The organism is Mesorhizobium delmotii, assembly GCF_900149755.1.
In the GTDB taxonomy this organism is placed as follows: Bacteria; Pseudomonadota; Alphaproteobacteria; order Rhizobiales; family Rhizobiaceae; genus Mesorhizobium; species Mesorhizobium delmotii.
Genome location: NZ_FUIG01000026.1, coordinates 214,431 through 234,926 on the forward strand (window position 1 = coordinate 214,431; position 20,496 = coordinate 234,926).

21 protein-coding genes are annotated in these 20,496 nt (G+C 63.5%); 17 read left to right on the top strand and 4 right to left on the bottom strand.

Annotation, left to right across the window (positions count from 1 at the left end; all coding sequences use genetic code 11):
- The first annotated feature begins 48 nt into the window (after positions 1 to 48).
- Together BQ8482_RS17720 and leuC are read left to right on the top strand one after the other, a co-directional pair.
- The gene (locus BQ8482_RS17720) at positions 49 to 684 is read left to right on the top strand and encodes a class I SAM-dependent DNA methyltransferase (protein ID WP_123148810.1); all 636 of its coding nucleotides are present in this window, start codon (positions 49 to 51) and stop codon (positions 682 to 684) included.
- A 473-nt stretch (positions 685 to 1,157) separates the two neighbouring features.
- Positions 1,158 to 2,567 carry a 3-isopropylmalate dehydratase large subunit gene (leuC, locus tag BQ8482_RS17730; protein ID WP_123148812.1) on the top strand — a complete coding sequence of 470 codons (1,410 nt, stop codon included), beginning with the start codon at positions 1,158 to 1,160 and terminating at the stop codon, positions 2,565 to 2,567.
- A gap of 71 nt (positions 2,568 to 2,638) precedes the next feature.
- Here leuC and BQ8482_RS17735 read toward each other — a convergent pair whose 3' ends face one another.
- The gene (locus BQ8482_RS17735; protein WP_095495597.1) at positions 2,639 to 2,950 is read right to left on the bottom strand and encodes a hypothetical protein; all 312 of its coding nucleotides are present in this window, start codon (positions 2,948 to 2,950) and stop codon (positions 2,639 to 2,641) included.
- Between the two features lie 161 nt (positions 2,951 to 3,111).
- Here BQ8482_RS17735 and BQ8482_RS17740 point away from each other — a divergent pair, with 161 nt between their 5' ends.
- Together BQ8482_RS17740 and BQ8482_RS17745 are read left to right on the top strand one after the other, a co-directional pair.
- Complete coding sequence (locus tag BQ8482_RS17740) at positions 3,112 to 4,323, top strand: GGDEF domain-containing protein (protein WP_123148813.1); 1,212 nt, start codon at positions 3,112 to 3,114, stop codon at positions 4,321 to 4,323.
- 79 nt (positions 4,324 to 4,402) lie between these two features.
- A complete protein-coding gene (locus BQ8482_RS17745; protein WP_123148814.1) occupies positions 4,403 to 5,626 on the top strand; it encodes a GGDEF domain-containing protein in 1,224 nt (407 codons plus the stop codon).
- Here BQ8482_RS17745 and BQ8482_RS17750 read toward each other — a convergent pair.
- Positions 5,610 to 5,963 (bottom strand): hypothetical protein, encoded by a 354-nt coding sequence (locus BQ8482_RS17750; protein WP_123148944.1) that lies wholly within the window; start codon positions 5,961 to 5,963, stop codon positions 5,610 to 5,612. The two genes, BQ8482_RS17745 and BQ8482_RS17750, sit on opposite strands and share 17 nt — an antisense overlap.
- 227 nt (positions 5,964 to 6,190) lie before the next feature.
- On the opposite strand from BQ8482_RS17750, the gene BQ8482_RS17755 reads away from it, so the two are divergent.
- From BQ8482_RS17755 to BQ8482_RS17780, 6 genes are all read left to right on the top strand, one after another.
- Complete coding sequence (locus BQ8482_RS17755; RefSeq protein WP_123148815.1) at positions 6,191 to 6,535, top strand: hypothetical protein; 345 nt, start codon at positions 6,191 to 6,193, stop codon at positions 6,533 to 6,535.
- Between the two features lie 388 nt (positions 6,536 to 6,923).
- Positions 6,924 to 7,343, top strand: a complete 420-nt coding sequence (gene sdhC / locus BQ8482_RS17760) for a succinate dehydrogenase, cytochrome b556 subunit (RefSeq protein ID WP_123148816.1) — start codon at positions 6,924 to 6,926, stop codon at positions 7,341 to 7,343.
- 23 nt (positions 7,344 to 7,366) lie between these two features.
- Positions 7,367 to 7,741, top strand: a complete 375-nt coding sequence (sdhD, locus tag BQ8482_RS17765; protein ID WP_425294108.1) for a succinate dehydrogenase, hydrophobic membrane anchor protein — start codon at positions 7,367 to 7,369, stop codon at positions 7,739 to 7,741.
- A 4-nt stretch (positions 7,742 to 7,745) separates the two neighbouring features.
- Entirely contained in the window at positions 7,746 to 9,584 is a 1,839-nt protein-coding gene (gene sdhA, locus BQ8482_RS17770; protein ID WP_123148818.1) for a succinate dehydrogenase flavoprotein subunit, read from the top strand.
- Positions 9,585 to 9,648: 64 nt separating this feature from the next.
- Positions 9,649 to 10,428 (top strand): succinate dehydrogenase iron-sulfur subunit, encoded by a 780-nt coding sequence (locus tag BQ8482_RS17775; protein WP_123148819.1) that lies wholly within the window; start codon positions 9,649 to 9,651, stop codon positions 10,426 to 10,428.
- Positions 10,429 to 10,643: 215 nt separating this feature from the next.
- Positions 10,644 to 11,282, top strand: a complete 639-nt coding sequence (locus tag BQ8482_RS17780) for a YceH family protein (RefSeq protein WP_123148820.1) — start codon at positions 10,644 to 10,646, stop codon at positions 11,280 to 11,282.
- 79 nt (positions 11,283 to 11,361) lie between these two features.
- Here the strand turns inward: BQ8482_RS17780 and BQ8482_RS17785 are convergent, their stop codons facing one another.
- A complete protein-coding gene (locus tag BQ8482_RS17785; protein WP_123148821.1) occupies positions 11,362 to 11,787 on the bottom strand; it encodes an OsmC family protein in 426 nt (141 codons plus the stop codon).
- A gap of 194 nt (positions 11,788 to 11,981) precedes the next feature.
- On the opposite strand from BQ8482_RS17785, the gene BQ8482_RS17790 reads away from it, so the two are divergent.
- From BQ8482_RS17790 to BQ8482_RS17800, 3 genes are all read left to right on the top strand, one after another.
- Complete coding sequence (locus BQ8482_RS17790; protein WP_123148822.1) at positions 11,982 to 12,203, top strand: hypothetical protein; 222 nt, start codon at positions 11,982 to 11,984, stop codon at positions 12,201 to 12,203.
- A 3-nt stretch (positions 12,204 to 12,206) separates the two neighbouring features.
- On the top strand, positions 12,207 to 12,563 hold the full coding sequence (locus tag BQ8482_RS17795) for a YciI family protein (protein WP_095495584.1): 357 nt from the start codon (positions 12,207 to 12,209) through the stop codon (positions 12,561 to 12,563).
- A gap of 114 nt (positions 12,564 to 12,677) precedes the next feature.
- Positions 12,678 to 13,205 carry a hypothetical protein gene (locus BQ8482_RS17800; protein ID WP_123148823.1) on the top strand — a complete coding sequence of 176 codons (528 nt, stop codon included), beginning with the start codon at positions 12,678 to 12,680 and terminating at the stop codon, positions 13,203 to 13,205.
- A gap of 45 nt (positions 13,206 to 13,250) precedes the next feature.
- On the opposite strand, the gene BQ8482_RS17805 is transcribed toward BQ8482_RS17800, so the two are convergent.
- A complete protein-coding gene (locus tag BQ8482_RS17805) occupies positions 13,251 to 14,513 on the bottom strand; it encodes a ubiquinone biosynthesis hydroxylase (protein ID WP_123148824.1) in 1,263 nt (420 codons plus the stop codon).
- A 93-nt stretch (positions 14,514 to 14,606) separates the two neighbouring features.
- On the opposite strand from BQ8482_RS17805, the gene tesB reads away from it, so the two are divergent.
- From tesB to BQ8482_RS17825, 4 genes are all read left to right on the top strand, one after another.
- A complete protein-coding gene (tesB, locus tag BQ8482_RS17810; protein WP_123148825.1) occupies positions 14,607 to 15,482 on the top strand; it encodes an acyl-CoA thioesterase II in 876 nt (291 codons plus the stop codon).
- 219 nt (positions 15,483 to 15,701) lie between these two features.
- Positions 15,702 to 16,040, top strand: coding sequence for a P-II family nitrogen regulator (locus tag BQ8482_RS17815; RefSeq protein ID WP_023800571.1), 339 nt, complete (start codon positions 15,702 to 15,704; stop codon positions 16,038 to 16,040).
- Positions 16,041 to 16,071: 31 nt separating this feature from the next.
- The gene (locus BQ8482_RS17820) at positions 16,072 to 17,490 is read left to right on the top strand and encodes an ammonium transporter (protein WP_123148826.1); all 1,419 of its coding nucleotides are present in this window, start codon (positions 16,072 to 16,074) and stop codon (positions 17,488 to 17,490) included.
- A 275-nt stretch (positions 17,491 to 17,765) separates the two neighbouring features.
- The gene (locus BQ8482_RS17825; RefSeq protein ID WP_123148827.1) at positions 17,766 to 20,405 is read left to right on the top strand and encodes an FtsK/SpoIIIE family DNA translocase; all 2,640 of its coding nucleotides are present in this window, start codon (positions 17,766 to 17,768) and stop codon (positions 20,403 to 20,405) included.
- Positions 20,406 to 20,496 lie beyond the last annotated feature (91 nt).

Genomic DNA, 20,496 nt, shown 5'->3' on the forward strand with positions numbered 1-20,496 from the left:
GAAGGCGGCGCTACGATTGCAGCCAATACGTTTTGGAGGGTCAGTTCCATGAACATCGACAAAGCCAATGCGGCCTTGGAGTCCGTCTATACGGCCGACACGCCGGAAGCGCTGGCGCAGGCCTATGCCGCATGGGCTGCGACCTATGACAGCGAAACCGCCTCGCTCGGTTATCTCCTGCCGTTCCTGATCGCCGCCTGGGTGGCGCGCCATGTGCCATCCGGCGAGGGGCCGCTGCTCGACGCCGGCTGCGGCACCGGCCTATCGGGACCATCGCTCAAAGCGCTCGGCTATCAGGACATCGCCGGGCTCGACCTGTCGGATGAAATGCTTGACATCGCCGGCAGCCGCCAGGCCTACAGCGAGCTGAAACAGGCGATGCTTGGCGGTCCGCTGCCTTGGCCGGACGGGTATTTCCGCGCCTTCTTCTCGACCGGCGTGTTCACCATCAGCCACGCGCCGGCGTCCGGCCTGCATGAATTGGTGCGGATCACCAAGAAGGGCGGCCATGCCATCTTCACCGTTCGCGACCAGGTGCTCGAAAACGGCGGGTTTCGTGATGTCTTTGCCAAGCTGGAACAGGACAAAAAATGGCGGCCGGTCGAGGAAAGCCCGTGGTTCCGCTGCTATGCGATCGCCGAGCCCGAGGCGCTGGTGAAGACATTTGTTTTCGAAGTGGTTTGAATACCGGTTTGCAGAAACCTGGGTTCCTCGCCCCCGCGTAGCGGGGGAGAGGTGGCCCGGCGAAGCCGGGACGGAGAGGGGGACGACATTCGTGAGCCAGAGCCGGTGAGGGACTGGGCGCAAGACCGGCCATGATGCAACCCTATCATAACGAACTCCCAGACGCCGCGAAGGCCCCTCTCCGTCCCGGCTTCGCCGGGCCACCTCTCCCCACTCCGTGGGGCGAGGAACCCAGGTTCTGCGAACGCAGCCGCGATTGCCGAAAAGCCAAAAGATTGATATGAGCCACGCCATGGAACAGCTTTTTGGCGATCCGGCTTACAAGGGTTTCGTGCTGCAGGACAGAAAACGCCTGCCGTCGCGATTCTCGGCGCGCGTTTGCGGCGCTCTGACCAGCCGACTTCGTTAGGCCGTGTTCGCCGGCTAGCCGGCGCTTGTCCTTTCCCATTTTTTATATCGACGGATTTACGCACATGAGCGCACCGCGCACCCTCTACGACAAGATATTCGACGACCACGTCGTCGACCGCCAGGACGACGGCACCTGCCTGCTCTACATCGACCGTCATCTCGTCCATGAAGTGACCAGCCCGCAAGCCTTCGAAGGCCTGCGCATGACCGGCAGAAAGGTCCGGCATCCGGAAAAGACGCTGGCCGTGGTTGACCACAATGTGTCGACCTCGCCGGAGCGCAAGTTCGGCATCAAGAACGAGGAAAGCCGCATCCAGGTCGAGGCGCTGGCCAAGAACGCCAAGGATTTTGGTGTCGAATATTACTCCGAAAAGGATATCCGCCAGGGCATCGTCCACATCATCGGTCCGGAGCAGGGCTTTACGCTGCCCGGCATGACCATCGTCTGCGGCGACAGCCACACCTCGACGCACGGCGCTTTCGGCGCATTGGCGCATGGCATCGGCACCTCGGAAGTCGAGCATGTGCTGGCCACGCAGACGCTGATCCAGCGCAAGGCCAAGAACATGCTGGTGCGCGTCGACGGCGTACTGCCGGAAGGCGTCACCGCCAAGGACATCATTTTGGCGATCATCGGCGAGATCGGCACTGCCGGCGGCACCGGCTATGTCATCGAATATGCCGGCGAAGCGATCCGCGCGCTGTCCATGGAAGGCCGCATGACCATCTGCAACATGTCGATCGAGGGCGGCGCCCGTGCCGGCCTGATCGCGCCTGACGAGACGACCTTCGCCTATGTCAAGGACAAGCCGCGGGCCCCCAAGGGCGAGGCGTGGGATGCCGCGCTCGCCTACTGGAAGACGCTGCAGTCCGACGAGGGCGCGCATTTCGACAAGGTGGTCGTGCTCGACGCGGCGAAATTGCCGCCGATCGTCTCCTGGGGCTCCTCGCCCGAGGACGTCGTTTCGGTCCAGGGCATCGTGCCAAACCCCGACGATATCGCCGATGAGAACAAGCGCACCTCCAAGCAGCGCGCGCTCGACTATATGGGGCTGACGCCGGGTACCAGGATCACCGATATCGCGCTCGACCGCGTCTTCATCGGCTCCTGCACCAACGGCCGCATCGAGGATCTGCGCGCCGTCGCCAAGGTGGTCGAGGGCAAGAAAGTCAGCCCGCATGTCGATGCGATGATCGTGCCGGGCTCCGGTCTGGTCAAGGAGCAGGCGGAGACCGAAGGTCTCGACAAGATCTTTGTCGCCGCCGGCTTCGACTGGCGCGAGCCGGGCTGCTCGATGTGCCTTGCCATGAACGACGACCGGCTGAAGCCGCATGAGCGCTGCGCCTCGACCTCGAACCGCAATTTCGAGGGCCGTCAGGGCTTCAAGGGCCGCACCCATCTGGTGTCGCCGGCGATGGCGGCGGCGGCGGCGATCGCCGGCCATTTCGTCGACATCCGTGAGTGGAAATAGTTCAGGGCTGCCACAGTCCGTATGTGAGTGCATGCCAGGCCCGAGCCGCAACGCGATTCGGGCCCTTTCTTTCAGCCGGGGCGCCTAACGAACTCGTGGAATTGCTCACGGCGGCCGGGTTGATCCTTTGCCACCACGAGCGCCAGTTGGCGTTCGTCGAAAAGCTTGAACCATTCGTCCCATTCGACCAGTTCGTAGCCGCCGGCGTTGGCCGGGCGTTCGGCCTGGTCCTGGTCCTGATAGGCATGCTGGCCGAAAACCAGCCTCAGCATGGCTTGCGTGCCTGTTTCGGGCGATACATCGACGATTGCCGGAAATCCGGCACGTGACGCGGCCCATGAGCGAATTGCCTCGTGATCGGTCAGCATGATCGTATCGGCCATGAAAGCGTCTCCATCGATTGCTGCTGGAAAACGCCGGCCGCGGTCTCAAGTTCCGTGTAGCAGCTTCATGGGTGACCTCGCGCATATTCGATCCCGCTTAACCGCTTGTTTGGGCTTCCGCTCTAAGGTCTTCCCTCAGGAAGCGTGGGGGTCACGGTCCTTTGGACACCGGTCTGCTGGTAGGGTTGCTCAACCCGACGATCGCGCTTGCGCTCGGCGCGGTGTTTCTCGTGCTTTGGTTCTATCAACGTCACCGCCCCTATCTGGCCGTTCTGGCCGCCAGCTATTGGCTTTCGGCGGCCGGCTTCCTGTTGCAGCATTTCACCCTGCCCATCGGCATGGCGCCGACCAAGCTGATCTCCAACATCTGCTTCACCATCGCCGCCTGTGGTCTCGCCGGCGCGATCGTGACACGTTATGGACGGCGCGTGCCCTTTGCTGCGATCGGCGTTCTGGCGAGCGGCGGCCTGACCGCTTTTTGCTGGTTCATGTTCATCCAGCCGGACCTCACCTGGCGGATCCTAGTGATGAATTTCGCTTTCGGCGGCCTCAGCCTGGTTGTCGCCGCCGAACTGCGCGTCGTGCGCGACAAGGGCCCGACGGAAATGATCCTGTTCGTGCTGTCGCTGCTTTCGGGGCTGAACTTCTTCGTGCGCACCCTCGTTATCGTCATCGCGCATGGACCCTATCAAAGCTATGACGGGTTCTATGCCTCGTCCTACTGGACGACGGCGCTGCTGTCGCACGCGCTGTTGTCGCTGCTCATCGCGCTTTGCCTGTTCTGTGCGGCTGCGCTCGACGTGATGAAAGTGCTGAAGGCTGAGGCATACACCGACCCGCTGTCGGGCCTGCTCAACCGCCGCGGCTTCGAGGAGCGCGCCACGCTTCTCCTGCAGCACTGCGCCACCGCCAAACTGCCGGTCTCTCTGGTGCTCGCCGACCTCGATCATTTCAAGGCGCTCAACGATCTGCACGGGCATGCGGCGGGCGATCGCGTGATCGCCGACTTCGCCGCCAAGCTTCGATCGGCTGCCGGCACCAGCGGCGTCGCCGGCCGCATCGGTGGCGAGGAGTTCGCAGTGCTTTTGCCGCTGAGCGACCTCGGCGCGGCAAGGCTGTTTGCCGAAGCCATTCGCACGCTCTATTCGGCGGGCAGCGTCGACGGGCTTCCGCACGGTACAAGAGCGACGGCAAGCTTCGGCGTGGCGGCCCGCACCGGCGAGGAAGGGCTGGAGCCGCTGATGCGCCGCGCCGACGAGGCGCTCTACAAAGCCAAGAGGAACGGCCGCGACAGCGTGCGCCTGTCCTATGACCAGTCGGCCTGTGAACCGTCGGAAACGGTGTCGGTTGTGGAACCGCTCAAAGCCGGCTGATCGCATCCGCGCCCGGGCTCGCGTTAACGTCTTTTTCGCCCGTTCGTGATTTGCTGGCGCAGGGAGTGCGAGAAACCACATGGGCGGCGGCGCAGAGTTCATCCTTGCAATCAACCTGCTCGTCGCCGGTCTGCTGGCGGCCGCCTTCATGACTATCTCGTTCAACGATGTGGCGCGCGCGCCGGCGCGCTGGCTGGTCTTCGGTTATCTGCTCGGGATGGCCTACTTCGCCATCGAGTTCAGCATTCCGGTCTTCGACAATGCGCGACCTGCGGTCGTCGCGGGCTTCGCCGTTTTCCTTGGCGCCACCATCGCCTTCAATGGCGGGCTTGCCCATAAATACGGTGTGGCGCCGCCCTGGGCGCCGATGCTCGTCTTCCTGTTTGCGGCCACCGTGGCCGTGTATTTCGTGCAGGACCTGCCGCGCCAGTCGCTTGCCCGCATGATGGCCTACCAGCTTCCCTATGCGGCCATGCAGTTCGTCGGCGTCGGCATCGTCTGGTCGTCCAGGCAAAGAAGCGACTGGCTCGACCATGCGCTGATGGCCGTTCTGGCGGCCAGCGCCCTGCAATTCGTGAGCAAGCCGTTCATCGCCCATGCATTGGGCGGCTGGGGTGTCAATCCGCAGGCCTATCTGCAGAGCAACTACGCTCTGGTGTCGCAATCACTAGGCACTGTATTCGGCATGACAATCGCGCTTCTCATTCTGGTCATTGTGGTCCGTGACGTGCTCGCCGAGGCGACATCGAAGTCGGAGACGGACACGCTATCAAGGCTGCTCAACCGGGGCGGCTTCGAACGTCATGCCGAGCTCGCGATGCGTGACGCCGTGCGCAAGGGTATTCCGGTCGCCCTGGTCATCGCCGACCTCGATCATTTCAAGAGCATCAACGACAGTTTCGGCCACGCGCCCGGCGACCGGGTCATCGAGGCCTTTGCCGGCTTCCTGCGTGATGCGGCCGCCGATCACCACTTCGCCGGCCGCATCGGTGGTGAGGAATTCGCCATCATCCTGCCGGGAACCAACCTCGCCGCCGCGCGGCTCTTCGCCGAAGGCACGCGCAGCGCTTTCGGGGCCCTGCCGATAGACTGTCTGCCGGCGCACCATCGTTGCACCGCCAGCTTCGGCGTTGCCGAGCTTCACCCGGCCGAAGGGTTTTCCGACCTGCAGCAGCGCGCCGATGAAGCGCTCTATCAAGCGAAGGGCAGCGGACGCAATTGCGTGCGCATCTCGATAGGGTCGATCGCCTCCCGGCAGACGGCTGTCGCCAACGCCGGGCCGAAGATCAGCGGCAGGGGCTGAGCTCGGGCATCTCGCCGTCGGAAAGCCCGTACATATAGCTGCGGCCCTTCACGAAAACCGGCGGCCTGTAGCAGTCGCGGCTGCTGATGTCATCCGGGTCGTCTTCATAGATGATTTTGGGCTGGCCGGCGCCGGTGTAGTCCGACAGTTCCTTGGCCAGGTTGCCGTCGCCAACGAGGATGCGCTTGTAACCGGCGGCGCTCTCGATGACGAGATTTCCGAAGGAATCGGCGTAGACGCGGTCGCGCGTCCCGGCGAGTGCCGGTGCTGCGAAGCCGATGGCCACCGCCACCAGGATGAGCGCCGGAAGGCGCGATCTGCCTGAATTCGAACGCATGGCGTCCCCCATTTGTCAGAGGCGAGTCTTGCTCGAATCACAAATTAATCTTTTCTTAACCTTTGTTAAGATACCGGCCCCTGCTGGCAGCCAGATCTCGGCAAACATGGTTAATATCCGGCGCCTGCGCTGCGGCCATCATTCGGCCATGCTTGCCCGCACCATCGCGTGGCGCGGGTGATCTCGGCAAACCACCGCGGCTGGATTGACGCGTAGGGAGGCAGCATATGGCGTTAGGCCGGACGTTTCGGATAACGCCTGCGCTTTTCCCATTGCTGATCACTGCTGCCTGCGTGTCGCAGACCAATGCGCCGAATGCCGGAAATCCGCTCGCCGATTCGCCGCAGCCGCGCACCGCGACCTACACTTGCGCCGATGGCGCCAGGATCACCATCGAAAATCTCGGCACCTCGGTTCGCGTGCTTGGCCCGGACGGCGCCAGCGAGGACCTGCCGGCCTCACCAGCCAATCAAAATAGCCGCTTCGGCGAGGCGCATGACGCAATCGTGATCGACGGACGCGACGCGCTGGTGATGAAGGGCGGGAAGACGCCGCTGACCTGCAAGCGCTAATCGGGTGCATTGATATTCAGGTGAGGCCGGCCTGCAACTGGCAGCCTCCTCCGCTTCCGGTGCTCACGTACGGAAATGTACGCTCCGCTCCGGTTCTCGTAAGCTACCATTTTCGACTCGGCCTGACCTGAATCTCAACACACCCTGGACGCCCAAGCCGGGCAGATATGCCGCAGTGCAGCGAACATTGCGCCGACTTTGGGTCGCGCCCTAATCGATTGAAGCGAAAACGGGCTATTCGGTCAGACTAAATTACGTTTTCGAAACGATTTTCCGGCTTTGACGCGGTGCAAAAAGAGCATTAGAAACCGGCTGTCCGAAGTCGCAACCGGAAGCGGTAACGCCGCATTTCCACCTGGGGCTCCAGAGACGCCGAACTGGGGGAGCCATGAGCAAATCACCAGCCACCCGCGAATTTGCCAGACGTGAACGGCCGCTTTCGCCGCATCTGACCGTCTATCGGCCGCCGATCACGATGACGATGTCGATCATCCATCGCATCACCGGCGGGGCGCTCTATTTCGGCACGGTGCTGGTCGCGCTGTGGCTGATGGCGGCGGCGAGTTCGCAGTCCACCTTCGATGCCGTCAACTGGGCCTTCGGTTCGTGGCTGGGGCGGCTGGTGCTGTTCTTCTATACCTGGGCGCTGATGCACCACATGCTGGGCGGCGTGCGCCATCTGATCTGGGACACCGGGGCGGGTCTTGAAAAGGACACGGCCTCCAGGATCGCCTGGGCGACGCTGGCCGGCTCGATTGTACTGACGCTGCTGATCTGGATCGTCGGCTATATGGCGCGGGGAGCCTGATCGTGAGCCACCACAACACCGACATGCGCACGCCGCTGGCGAAAGTCCGCGGCCTCGGCTCCGCCCGCGAGGGCACGGAGCATTTCTGGCGCCAGCGCCTGACGGCGATCGCCAACATTCCGCTGATCCTGTTCTTCGTCGGCTTCCTGATCGCGTTGAACGGCGCCGGCTATGCGGAAGTGCGCGCCGCACTTGCCAACCCGTTCGTGGCGCTGGTCCTCGCCCTGGTGCTGTTGTCCGGGCTCTATCATATGCGGCTCGGCATGCAGGCGATCATCGAGGATTATGTGCACGGCGAAGGCATGAGGCTGGCGCTGCTCGCGCTCAACACATTCTTTCCCATAGTGGTCGGCGTCGCCTCGATCTTCGCCCTGCTCAAACTGGCATTTGGAGGCTGAAGTTTTGGCCAAGGACGCGAAAAACGCCAACACGGCGTCCGCCTACAGCTATGTCGACCACAAATTCGACGTGGTGGTCGTCGGCGCCGGCGGCGCCGGCCTGCGCGCCACGCTCGGCATGGCCGAACAGGGACTGCGCACCGCCTGCATCACCAAGGTTTTCCCGACGCGGTCGCACACTGTCGCCGCTCAGGGCGGCATCGCCGCCTCGCTGTCCAATATGGGGCCCGATTCCTGGCAGTGGCACATGTACGACACCGTTAAAGGATCGGACTGGCTCGGCGACGTCGACGCCATGGAATATCTGGTGCGCGAAGCGCCCGCCGCCGTCTACGAGCTCGAACATTACGGCGTGCCGTTCTCGCGCACCGAAGAGGGCAAGATCTACCAGCGGCCGTTCGGCGGCCACATGATGAATTTCGGCGACGGCCCACCGGTGCAGCGCACCTGCGCCGCCGCCGACCGCACCGGCCACGCCATCCTGCATACGCTCTACGGCCAGTCGCTGAAGAACAACGCACAGTTTTTTATCGAGTATTTCGCGCTCGACCTGATCATCGAGCCGGACGGCACCTGCACCGGCGTCGTCGCCTGGAACCTCGACGACGGCACCATCCACCGTTTTTCGGCAAAAATGGTGGTGCTGGCGACCGGCGGCTATGGCCGCGCCTATTTCTCGGCGACCTCGGCACACACCTGCACCGGCGATGGCGGCGGCATGGCGGCTCGGGCCGGGCTGCCGCTGCAGGATATGGAGTTCGTGCAGTTTCATCCGACCGGCATCTACGGCGCCGGCTGCCTGATCACCGAGGGCGCTCGCGGCGAGGGCGGCTATCTCGTCAACTCAGAGGGCGAGCGCTTCATGGAGCGCTACGCGCCATCAGCCAAGGACCTTGCCTCGCGCGACGTGGTCTCGCGCTGCATGACGCTGGAGATCCGCGAGGGGCGCGGCGTCGGCAAGAACAAGGACCATATTTTTCTCCACCTCGACCATCTCGATCCGGCCGTTTTGCACGAGAGACTTCCGGGGATTTCGGAATCAGCAAAAATCTTTGCCGGCGTCGATCTGACCAAGGAGCCGATCCCGGTACTGCCGACGGTCCACTACAATATGGGCGGCGTGCCGACCAATTACTGGGGCGAGGTGCTCAACCCCACTGCCTTGAACCCGGACCAGGTGTCGCCCGGGCTGATGGCGGTCGGCGAAGCCGGCTGCGCTTCCGTCCATGGCGCCAACCGGCTGGGCTCGAATTCGCTGATCGATCTGGTGGTGTTTGGCCGCGCGGCGGCGATCCGGGCCGGCCAGGTGATCGACCGCAACGCCGCGATCCCGTCGCCCAACGAAGCCTCGGTCGAAAAGACCATGGACCGCTTCGACCGGCTGCGTCATGCTAACGGCTCGACGCCGACCGCCGTGCTGCGGGAAAAAATGCAGAAGGCGATGCAGGACGATGCGGCGGTGTTCCGCACGCAGGAATCGCTGGAAAGCGGCTGCAAGCGCATTTCGCAGATCTGGGGCGAGCTCAAGGATGTAAAAGTGTTCGACCGCTCGATGATCTGGAACTCCGACCTGGTCGAGACGCTGGAGCTGGAAAATCTGATGGCCAACGCCATCACCACGGTCTACGGCGCCGAGGCGCGCAAGGAGAGCCGCGGCGCGCATGCGCGGGAAGATTTTTCGGCGCGCGACGATGCGAACTGGCGCAAGCACACGCTGGCCCGGCTCAGCGAGACCGGCGAGGTGTCGCTCAGCTACCGGCCGGTGCACACCGAGCCGCTGCTTAGGGAAGCAGACGGCGGCATCAACCCGGCCAAGATCGCCCCCAAGGCGAGGGTGTATTGACGATGGCCGCCGTGAACGGGACTTGGTCCGGGCTGAAGCTCGTCATCCGAAAGGACCTGAGGTAATGGTCGAACTCACGCTTCCCAAGAACTCAAAGATCAAGGCCGGGAAAACCTGGCCGAAGCCGGAGAATGCTACCAATCTGCGGGAGTACCGCATCTACCGCTGGTCGCCGGACGATGACGAGAACCCGCGCATGGACACCTATTTCGTCGACATGGACGATTGCGGGCCGATGGTGCTCGACGCGCTGCTCTACATCAAGAACAAGATCGACCCGACGCTGACGCTGCGCCGCTCCTGCCGCGAGGGCATTTGCGGCTCCTGCGCCATGAATATCGACGGTTCCAACACGCTCGCCTGCACCAAGGGCTGCGACGACATTTCCGGCGCGATCAAGGTCTACCCGCTGCCGCATATGCCGGTGGTCAAGGACCTGGTGCCCGACCTCACCAATTTCTACGCCCAGCACGCCTCGATCGAGCCGTGGCTGAAGACGGTGTCGCCCGAGCCGGCCAAGGAATGGCTGCAGAGTCATGAGGACCGCGAAAAGCTCGACGGGCTCTATGAATGCATCTTATGCGCCTGCTGCTCGACCTCATGCCCGAGCTACTGGTGGAACGGCGATCGCTATCTCGGCCCGGCGACGCTGTTGCAGGCCTATCGCTGGCTGATCGATTCCCGGGACGAGGCCACGGGCGAACGGCTCGACAATCTCGAAGACCCGTTCCGGCTCTATCGCTGCCATACCATCATGAACTGCGCCCAGACCTGTCCCAAGGGTCTCAACCCGGCCAAGGCGATCGCCGAGATCAAGAAGATGATGGTGGAGAGAAGGGTGTAGCGGCGGACGGGGTTGCTGCAGGGATCATCTCGTCGGTAGTGATCCTTCGCGCCCCCCCTCTGTCCTGCCGGACATCTCCCCCACAAGGAGGGAGATCGGCAGCTTCACCGACCTCGCCCCGTCTGCAATGTTGGAGATTGGCGAAAGCCGAGGTGACATCCAATCTCCCCCAAGTGGGGGGCGCTGTCCCGCCAGCTTCAAAGGATAGCCGACCAATGACCGACACCGAACTGCCCATCCTCTCTACCGTCGAAGCGCGCGTGCTCGGTTGCCTGATCGAAAAGAAGGAACTGACGCCCGATATCTACCCGCTGACGCTCAATGCAGCGCATGTCGCCGCTAACCAGAAGACGGCGCGCGAGCCGGTGATGTCTGTCGAGCTTGCCGAGGTAAGACGAGCGCTTGGCCAGCTTGAGCACAAGGGCCTGGTCAGGCAGGTCTTTGCCTCGCGCGTCGAGCGCTACGAGCATGTCGTTGCGCAGCGCTTTTCGCTGACTTCGGCGCAGATCGCGCTGCTCGGGCTGCTGTTGCTGCGCGGTCCGCAGACCGCGCATGAATTGCTGGCGCGGAGCGAGCGCATGGCGCGCCTACCCTCCATCGACGAGCTTCGCAGCAATCTCGACCTGCTGATCGGCCGCAAGCCGCCTCTCGTCCAGCAGATCGACCGTGGACCCGGCCAGCGTGAGGACCGCTATGTGCATCTCTTGAGCGGGCCGGTGCTGACGCCAGTGGCTGCAATGCCCCTGCAATCACCTTCGCCGGCCGCGGACCTCGAAGCGCGCGTGCAGGCTCTAGAGGAAGAGGTCGCACAATTGCGCGCACGAATCGACGCGCTGATCGGCGAAGCGCGCTAGCGACGGCACCTGGTCTGTGCGTTGAGCCTAAAGAAACGCCGGCCCGAAAGCCGGCGGCGCGTGTGGTTGAAAAAAACTCTCAGCCGAGCTTGGCGTCGAGTGACACCTTTATGGCGCCAAGTGCCTTCGAAACCGGACATCCGGCCTTGGCCTGTTCGGCCAGCTCCTGGAATTTCGCGGCATCGATGCCCGGCACCTTGCCGACCAGCGTGAGCGCGCTGCCGGTGATGCCGGTGCCGGGAACCAGCGTCACCACGGCCTTGGCGTCGAGTTCGGTGGCGGGGGTGCCGTTCTCGGCCAGGACATGCGAAAGCTGCATGGCAAAGCAACCGGCATGCGCCGCTGCGATCAGTTCCTCCGGATTGGTGCCGGACTTGCCGCTTTCATCCTCGAAGCGCATCTTGAACGAGTAGGGCGTGCCTTTCAGAGCCCCGCTCTGCGTGTCGAGCGTGCCCTTGCCCTCTTTCAGATTGCCTTTCCAGACGGCGTTTGCGGTGCGGTCCATGAATTCCTCCTTGATGTGGTGGCTGAGCCGTGATCGGCGTCTGATCGACTATAGCGCGCGTGGGCACGAAGGCCACCCGTGCTTTCGCGCCAATGGCCAGGCGTTAAAAAAATGCGCGTGCAAAAATGTCGACTTCCATCGGCCTCGACCGTCCTGCGGGCGGTCACGGATTTCGCGGCCGGATGGAGGTTCACATGGATGGTTTGTTCATCGCACTGTGGAAGAGCTCGGGCCGCAAGCCCGAACGGCGGGAAGATTACTGGCTGCATCCGCCGCCTTTCGGTTTCGGCCGGCTTCTGGCGGCGGTCGCCATCATCGGGGTCGCGGCATGCGTTCTCGATCACGCGGCGACCGGCATAGGCGCGGCTGACACCGAGGTGGCCGCATCCTATGGTTCCCCACAACAAGGAAGATGAGAGATGAAATACGTTTGCCTGGTCTATGGTGAGGAAAAAGACCTTTATGCAATGAGTCCGGAGAGGCTGGCCAAGCTCGACGCTGACTCGCTGGCCTACGACAAATCGGTAGAGCAAAGCGGTCGGCTGATCATCGCGCAAGCGCTGCAGTCGGTGAAGACCGCGAAAACCGTGCGCCGGCGCAAGGGCAAGCGACTGATTACAGACGGCCCCTTCGCCGAGACCAAGGAGCAATTGCTCGGCTTCGTCATGATCGAGGCCGGGGATATCGACGAGGCGCTGGAGATTGCCGGCGGCATCCCGCTGGCCGAAATCGGCACGATCGAGGTCAGGGCGATCTACAACGTGCCGGGGTCCTAGCGATTATTCTGTTTTGCGTCCGGCTGAATCAAATTTCTTCGGCGGGTGCAACTTTTGCGTGTTGAAGCGAGGCAGCACTTCTCCTATCGTCGCTGCGGTTTGGGGATCACGGGCATGCATATACTGATTGCTGCAATTGGGCTGTTGGGAGCGGCGGCGTTCTGGTGGTATCGGATGAAGGCCATGAACGATGCGGCGCGCGAGGTCGCGGACGTCGTCGGGCGTGTGCAAGGGAACATTCGCCGCAAGAGACTGCGCAAGCAGGCGGCGCTCTCACCGCTGACGGCGATCGACGATTCGGTCGTGGCGGCCGCGACGCTGATCACCGCCATCGTTTCCGAGAACGGCCCTGTCCTGCCGCAGCGCGAAGCCGCGATTCGGTCGGTGATTTCGGAGATTGCGGACGACAAGAAGACCGATGAGGCCGTGGTCTACGCCAAATGGGCGGCGTCACAGATCGACGATGCCACGATCGTCATCGACAAGCTGGCGCCGTTCCTGCGCGAACGTCTGGATGTGACTGAGCGAAACGATTTGCTGCAGATGGTGAACCGCGCGGCGCAGGCTGGTGAGCAACCCCTGAAGATATCCGACCAGCGGGTACTGCGGCTGCGGCAGAAGCTGGGCTTCGAGGTCAACTGAACGAAATTGCCTGACGCTCAATATTGGTTTGCCGCCCTTCCGGGTTCAGATCGCCTCGCCCTTGAGCAGTTTCGGCGTGTCGCCGGACAGTCCGGACGCCTGGCGAATGAAGAAATCCTTCAAGCGCGGCATGCGTTCGACGAGGCCGAGGCCGATGTCGCGGACGGCGCGCAACGGGCCGATGTCGTTGGAAAACAGCCGGTTCAGGACATCGGTGGTGATGCCCATCTGCAGCGTGTCGAAACGCCGCCACTGCTGGTAGCGCTCGAGCACGTCGAGCGCGCCGATATCCTGGCCGAGCCGGTCGGCCTCGACCACCACCTCGGCAAGAGCCGCCACATCCTTGAAGCCGAGATTCAGGCCCTGGCCGGCGATCGGGTGGATGCCGTGGGCGGCGTCGCCGGCGAGCGCAATGCGCGGCGCGACGAAGGCGCGGGCAAGCGTCAGGCCGAGCGGCCAGGCGCGTGGCCTGTCGGCGACGTGAATTTCGCCGAGCTTCAGGCCAAACCGCTGTTCCAGCTCGTGCTCGAAGACGAGGTCGTCGCTGTCGACCAGTTTTTCGGCATCTTCCGACCGCTCGACCCAGACGATCGACGAGCGGTTGGTCCCGTCCGTGTCCGGCTTGAGCGGCAGCGTGGCAAACGGGCCGGCTGGCAGAAAATGCTCTTCGGCGCGACCATTGTGCGGCCGTTCATGCGCCACGGTGCAGACGATGCCGGACTGGCCGTACTCCCATTTCACCGTCTTGATGCCGGCCATGTCGCGCAGCTTCGAGTTGACGCCGTCGGCGGCGACCAGCAGCCGCGCCTTCAGCGTCGCGCCGTCGGCAAGATGCACGGTGATGCCGGCGCCGTTCACGTCGAAGGCACTGACTGCGACGCCTTCGATGATGTCGATGCCGAGTTTTTCAGCGCGCCGGCGCAAGGCGCCATTCAAATCCCTGTTGGCGACCATATGCGCAAAGGCTTCGCCGGGCGCGACCTCGCCATCGAAAGTGAGAAACACCGGGCGCACCGGATCGGAAGTGCGCGAATCGGTGACGATCATCTCGGTGATCGCCTGCGCCTCGGGCGCGATTTCGGCCCAGACGCAGAGCTGGTCGAGCATGCGGCAAGCGGCAGCGGCGATGGCCGAGGCGCGGCCGTCCTTTTGCCAGACACCGGCGGGCGCGGCGTCGACGACAGCGACCGCCAGGCTTGGTCGTGCCTGTTTCAGCGATACCGCGGCGGCAAGGCCGACATAGCCGGCGCCGGCGACCAAGATATCGAGCGAGGTTCGGTTTTTTGCATCCGCCTTGCGGTCCACCATGGCAATTCCTTTCCGGCCAAATTCCCTTCCGGCCTTGACTGCCCGTCATTCCTGTCGGAAAGCAATAACACTTCTACGGCGAGGGCGCGAAACATGACGGCGGCCATGGACGAGCTTCTCGGCATTCTCGACCTCGAGCAGCTGGAACACAACCTGTACCGAGGTCGCAGCCCCAAACTCGACTGGCAGCGTGTCTTCGGTGGCCAGACCATCGCCCAGGCGCTGGTCGCCGCCCAGCGAACGGTGGAGCCCGAACGCCACGTGCATTCGCTGCACGGCTATTTCATGCGGCCCGGCGACACCAAGGTGCCGATCATCTACCAGGTCGACCGCATCCGCGACGGCGGCTCCTTCACCACGCGCCGTGTCGTGGCTGTCCAGCACGGCCAGGCGATCTTTTCGCTGGAAGCCTCGTTCCAGCAGGAAGAGGTCGGGCTCGAGCATCAGGTGCCGATGCCGCAGGACGTGCCGGCGCCCGACACATTGCTGTCGCAGCGCGAACTGATTGGCAAGTTCGGCGAGGCCGTGCCCGACGGCATCAGGCGCTACTGGGAGCGTGACCGGCCGATCGAGATGAAGCCGGTGATGCTGGAGCATTACACCAGCCGGGAAAAGCTGGAGCCGAAGCAGAACATCTGGATCCGCACGACCGGCCCGGTTCCGGCCGATCGCGCCACGCAGGCGGCAGTGCTTGCCTATCTTTCCGACATGACGCTGCTCGATACTTCAACCTTTGCGCATGGCCGCGCCATTTTCGATAGCGACATCCAGGCGGCGAGCCTCGATCACGCCATGTGGTTCCACCGCAGCCATCCGCTCGACGACTGGATGCTCTACACGCAGGACAGCCCGTCGACGCAAGGGTCGCGGGGGTTCACCCGCGGGTCGCTGTTTGCCCGCGACGGCACGCTGATCGCCTCGGTTGCCCAGGAAGGCCTGATCAGGCTGAAGCGGCCGCCCGCCGAATAGGCATTTTTGCAAAATTGCCTATTTTTTAATCAGATGCGTTGCCGCGACTATGCACAGTCAGCCGACAAACCTTCCCGAATTCCTTATTTAACAACAGGTTAACACCCTGCTTCGGCAATTGGCACGGAGCTTGAATCCTAGCGGGCACTCTCCGGCTCTCATGGGGATCGGCGACGTCGTACAAACGCGGGGGACCGCAACAGCAAAGGGTGAAACCTTATGAAAATCGTGATGGCAATCATCAAGCCGTTCAAGCTCGACGAGGTGCGCGAAGCGCTCACCGCAGTCGGCATCCAGGGCCTGACCGTCACCGAAGTCAAAGGCTACGGGCGGCAGAAGGGACACACGGAAATCTATCGCGGGGCGGAATACGCGGTCAGCTTCCTGCCGAAGATCAAGATCGAAGTCGCGGTCGGCCTGGACATGGTCGACAAGGCCGTCGAAGCCATCACCGCGGCGGCCAAGACCGGTCAGATCGGCGACGGCAAGATCTTCGTTTTCGGCATCGACCAGGCGGTGCGCATTCGCACCGGCGAAACAGACACCGACGCGCTTTGATCTGCGGACACGTATTCCAATGGAGAGTTCAATGAATATTTCTGCTACTTTGAAGTCGGCGGCGCGCACCGCGCTGCTGGGCTCGCTCGCTGTCACAGCACTGGGCACGGTCGCCGCATTCGCGCAGGAAGCGGCTCCGGCAGCGCCAGCGGCACCGGCCTTTACCGTCGACAAGGGCGACACGACGTGGATGATGATTTCCACCATTCTGGTGCTGTTGATGACCATTCCCGGCCTTGCGCTTTTCTACGGCGGCTTGGTTCGTGCCAAGAATATGCTGTCGGTGCTGATGCAGGTCTTCACCATCACCAGCGTGGTCATGATCGTCTGGGTTTTCTACGGTTACAGCCTTGCCTTCACCCCCGGCAATGCCTTCGTCGGCGGCCTCTCCAAGATGTTTCTTGCCGGTGTCGACGTGACGACGGTATCGGAAACCTTCACCAAGGGCGTCGCCATTCCTGAACTGGTGTTCGTCCTCTTCCAGATGACTTTCGCCTGCATCACGCCCGCCCTGATCGTCGGCGCATTCGCCGAACGCGTCAAGTTCTCCGCCGTGATCCTTTTCACCATCCTCTGGGTCACATTCGTCTACTTCCCGATCGCGCATATGGTCTGGTTCTGGGGTGGCCCGAGCGCTTATAGCGACCCGTCGGGGCTCATCTTCGGCTTCGGCGCCATCGACTTCGCCGGCGGCACCGTCGTTCACATCAATGCGGGCATCGCCGGCCTTGTCGGGGCGCTCATGATCGGCAAGCGCATTGGCTACAACAAGGACGTCATGGCGCCGCACTCCATGACGCTGACCATGGTCGGCGCTTCGCTGCTGTGGGTCGGCTGGTTCGGCTTCAACGCCGGTTCGAACCTCGAAGCCAACGCCTATGCGGTGCTGGCCATGGTCAACACCTTCGTCGCCACAGCGGCGGCGGCAGTGACCTGGATCGTGCTTGAAACGCTGCTGCGCGGCAAGGCGTCGATGCTTGGCGCGGTTTCGGGCGCTGTTACCGGCCTTGTCGCCGTCACGCCCGCCGCCGGTTTTGCCGGACCGATGGGCGCCATCGTGCTCGGCATCGTCGCCACCTGTGTCTGCTACTTCTTCGTCTCAGTAGTGAAGAACAAGTTCGGCTACGACGACAGCCTCGATGTCTTCGGCATTCACTGCATCGGCGGCATCATCGGCGCACTCGGCACCGGCATCCTGGTCAATCCCGCCCTCGGCGGCGCTGGCATCGTCGACTATTCGACAGCCGACTTCGCCGCCGGCTATGCCGGCACGGCGACCCAGCTGTGGTCGCAGTTCAAGGGTGTCCTCGTAACCGTGCTGTGGTCGGGTATTGGCAGCGCAATCCTCTACAAGATCGTCGATATGATCGTAGGCTTGCGCCCGACAGCCGATGCAGAGCGTGAAGGGCTCGACCTCACCGCGCATGGCGAAGCGGCCTATCACCCGTAAGCCTTGCCACCCGTAAGCCTTGTCTGGGGCGGCCTTGGCCGCCCCGCATTCTCCCATCCCGTCGTGACGCTCCTGCAAGGGCTCACGCATTGAGGCCCGGAACGTTTCCGGGCCTCTTTTTTTGCGCGTATGGCCGTGCCAGCTACTCGCCGCAAGATACTTCCCTCAACCCCTTATAGTTAATGCTGCCTTAACCTTCCCGCCGATAGTCTGGTGCTCGAATCTGCCGAGTTGCGCCTGCGCTATCGGCCGGGCAATGATAGACGGGGAAGAGCATGCGTTCAGGGGCTTCAGCACCGCTCGCGCTGGCCGATACGGGGTACGGCATCCGGGCATTCGCGCGGCGTCAGGTCGGCCGGCTGGTCGGCGCCGGCCTGTTTGCGCTGGTCGCCTTCGGTATCGCCAGCCTCGCCACCTGGAACGTCGCCGACCCAAGCTTCTCCCACGCCACCGATAACATCGTCACCAACGCCATGGGCTATGTGGGCGCTGTCTTCTCCGACCTTGCCATGCAGTTCTTCGGCCTTGCTGCCGTCGCGGCGCTGGTGCCGGCGGTGGTCTGGGGATTTCTGCTGTTTTCGGCGCGCGGCGTCGACAGGCTGCCGAAGCGCGGGCTCGCCTGGTTCGGCTACGCGGTGCTTGCCGCGGCCATCGCCGGCTGCGTGGTGCCGCCGAAGACCTGGCCGCTGCCGACCGGTCTCGGCGGCGTGTTCGGCGACATGGTGCTCAAGATTCCCGGCCTCGTCGTCGGCGGCTACCCGACGGGCCTCATCGCCAGCGTGCTCGCAGTGCTTCTCGCCGCGCCCGCCCTATGGCTGTTTGCCTACGGCTCGGCGCTGGTTGCACGCCAGAACGGTTTCGCCGTCCTGGAGCAACCGGCTGCGCCCGATCCGAGGGACCAGGACGACCTGCTTTTCGACAATGACGAGGACGAGGGCGACGAGGGCATTCTGGCGCTTGGCGCGATCACGCATTGGTGGTTGTCGTTGCGCGCCTACCTCCGCCGTCGCGCCGCGCGCCGCCGGGAGCGCGACGATTTCGAACCGGAGATGGAACCGCGCGCCAGCGCCTGGCGGCGTGCTGCCGAGCGGGTCGAATCGGCCGAATTCGCCGAAGCGCGGATGAGCCCGGATGGCCGCGCCCGCGTCGAGCCGGAATTCTTCGCCGCCATGGTCAACGACCGCAGCGCCTCGCTCGATCCCGACGACGCCGATGTTTTTGACGATGACGACGACATGGATTTTGCGCCGGAGCCCGTGGGCCAACGCAGCACTGCGCCCACGTTCCGCTCCGATGCGGCCACACGCGTCGCGGCGCCGGCGCCCCGACCCGTTCCGGGCGCTCGTGTCCAGCGCGAAGCCCAGACCTCGCTGATCGGCTCCGAACAATTCGAAATGCCGTCGCTGCATTTTCTGTCCGAACCGAAGAACGTCGTGCGCGACGCCAGCCTGTCCAAGGACGCGCTCGAGCAGAATGCCCGTCTGCTCGAGGGCGTGCTGGAGGATTTCGGCGTCAAGGGCGAGATCATCCATGTCCGCCCTGGCCCGGTCGTCACGCTCTACGAGCTGGAGCCGGCGCCCGGCATCAAATCGTCGCGGGTCATCGGCCTGTCCGACGACATCGCCCGCTCGATGAGCGCGATCGCCTGCCGCGTCGCGGTGGTGCCCGGCCGCAACGCCATCGGCATCGAGCTGCCGAACGCCAAGCGCGAGACCGTCTATCTCAGGGAAATCATGGCCAGCCGCGATTTCGAGACCACCAAGGCCAAGCTGGCGCTGGCGCTCGGCAAGACCATCAATGGCGAGGCGGTCATCGTCGACATCGCCAAGATGCCGCACGTGCTGGTCGCCGGCACCACCGGTTCGGGCAAGTCTGTCGCCATCAACACCATGATCCTGTCGCTGCTCTACCGGCTGACGCCGCAGGACTGCCGACTGATCATGATCGACCCGAAAATGCTGGAGCTCTCGGTCTATGACGGCATCCCGCATCTTCTGACGCCTGTCGTCACCGACCCGAAGAAGGCGGTAGTGGCGCTGAAATGGACCGTGCGCGAGATGGAGGACCGCTACCGCAAGATGTCCAAGGTCGGCGTCCGCAACATCGACGGTTTCAACGCGCGGGTGCAGCAGGCGGAGAAGAAAGGCGAGAAAATCTCGCGCACCGTGCAGACCGGCTTCGACCGCCAGACCGGCGAAGCGGTCTACGAGACCGAAAACCTCGATCTCGAGCCGATGCCCTACATCGTCGTCATCATCGACGAGATGGCCGATTTGATGATGGTCGCCGGCAAGGACATCGAAGGCGCGGTGCAGCGCCTGGCGCAGATGGCGCGCGCCGCCGGCATCCACGTCATCATGGCGACGCAGCGGCCGTCGGTCGACGTCATCACCGGCACGATCAAGGCCAACTTCCCGACCCGCATCTCCTTCCAGGTGACGTCGAAGATCGACAGCCGCACCATCCTGGGCGAGCAGGGCGCCGAACAGCTGCTTGGCATGGGCGACATGCTCTACATGGCCGGCGGCGGCCGCATCCAGCGCGTACACGGCCCCTTTGTTTCCGATGACGAGGTCGAGAAGATCGTCGCGCATCTGAAGCTGCAGGGCGTGCCGGAATATCTCGACGCCATTACCGAGGATGACGATGAGGACGACGACGAGCCGTCGGGCAAGGGGGGTTCGGGCGGTGGCGGCGGCAATTTCGAGGATTCCGACGATCCCTACGACCAGGCGGTTGCCGTGGTGCTGCGCGACGGCAAGGCCTCGACCAGCTACATCCAGCGCCGGCTCGGCATCGGCTACAACCGCGCCGCCTCGATCATCGAGAAGATGGAGAAGGAAGGTATTGTCGGCCCGGCCAACCATGCCGGAAAACGCGAGATTCTGGTGCCGACGGAGGACGACAAGTTCTGATCCGCCCCGGCACCAACCGATAGGATTTTCGCGGCTGCAACCTGACGGCGGCAACTTTGAACCTTCTGGCGCGTTTGCAACGACCAAGCGC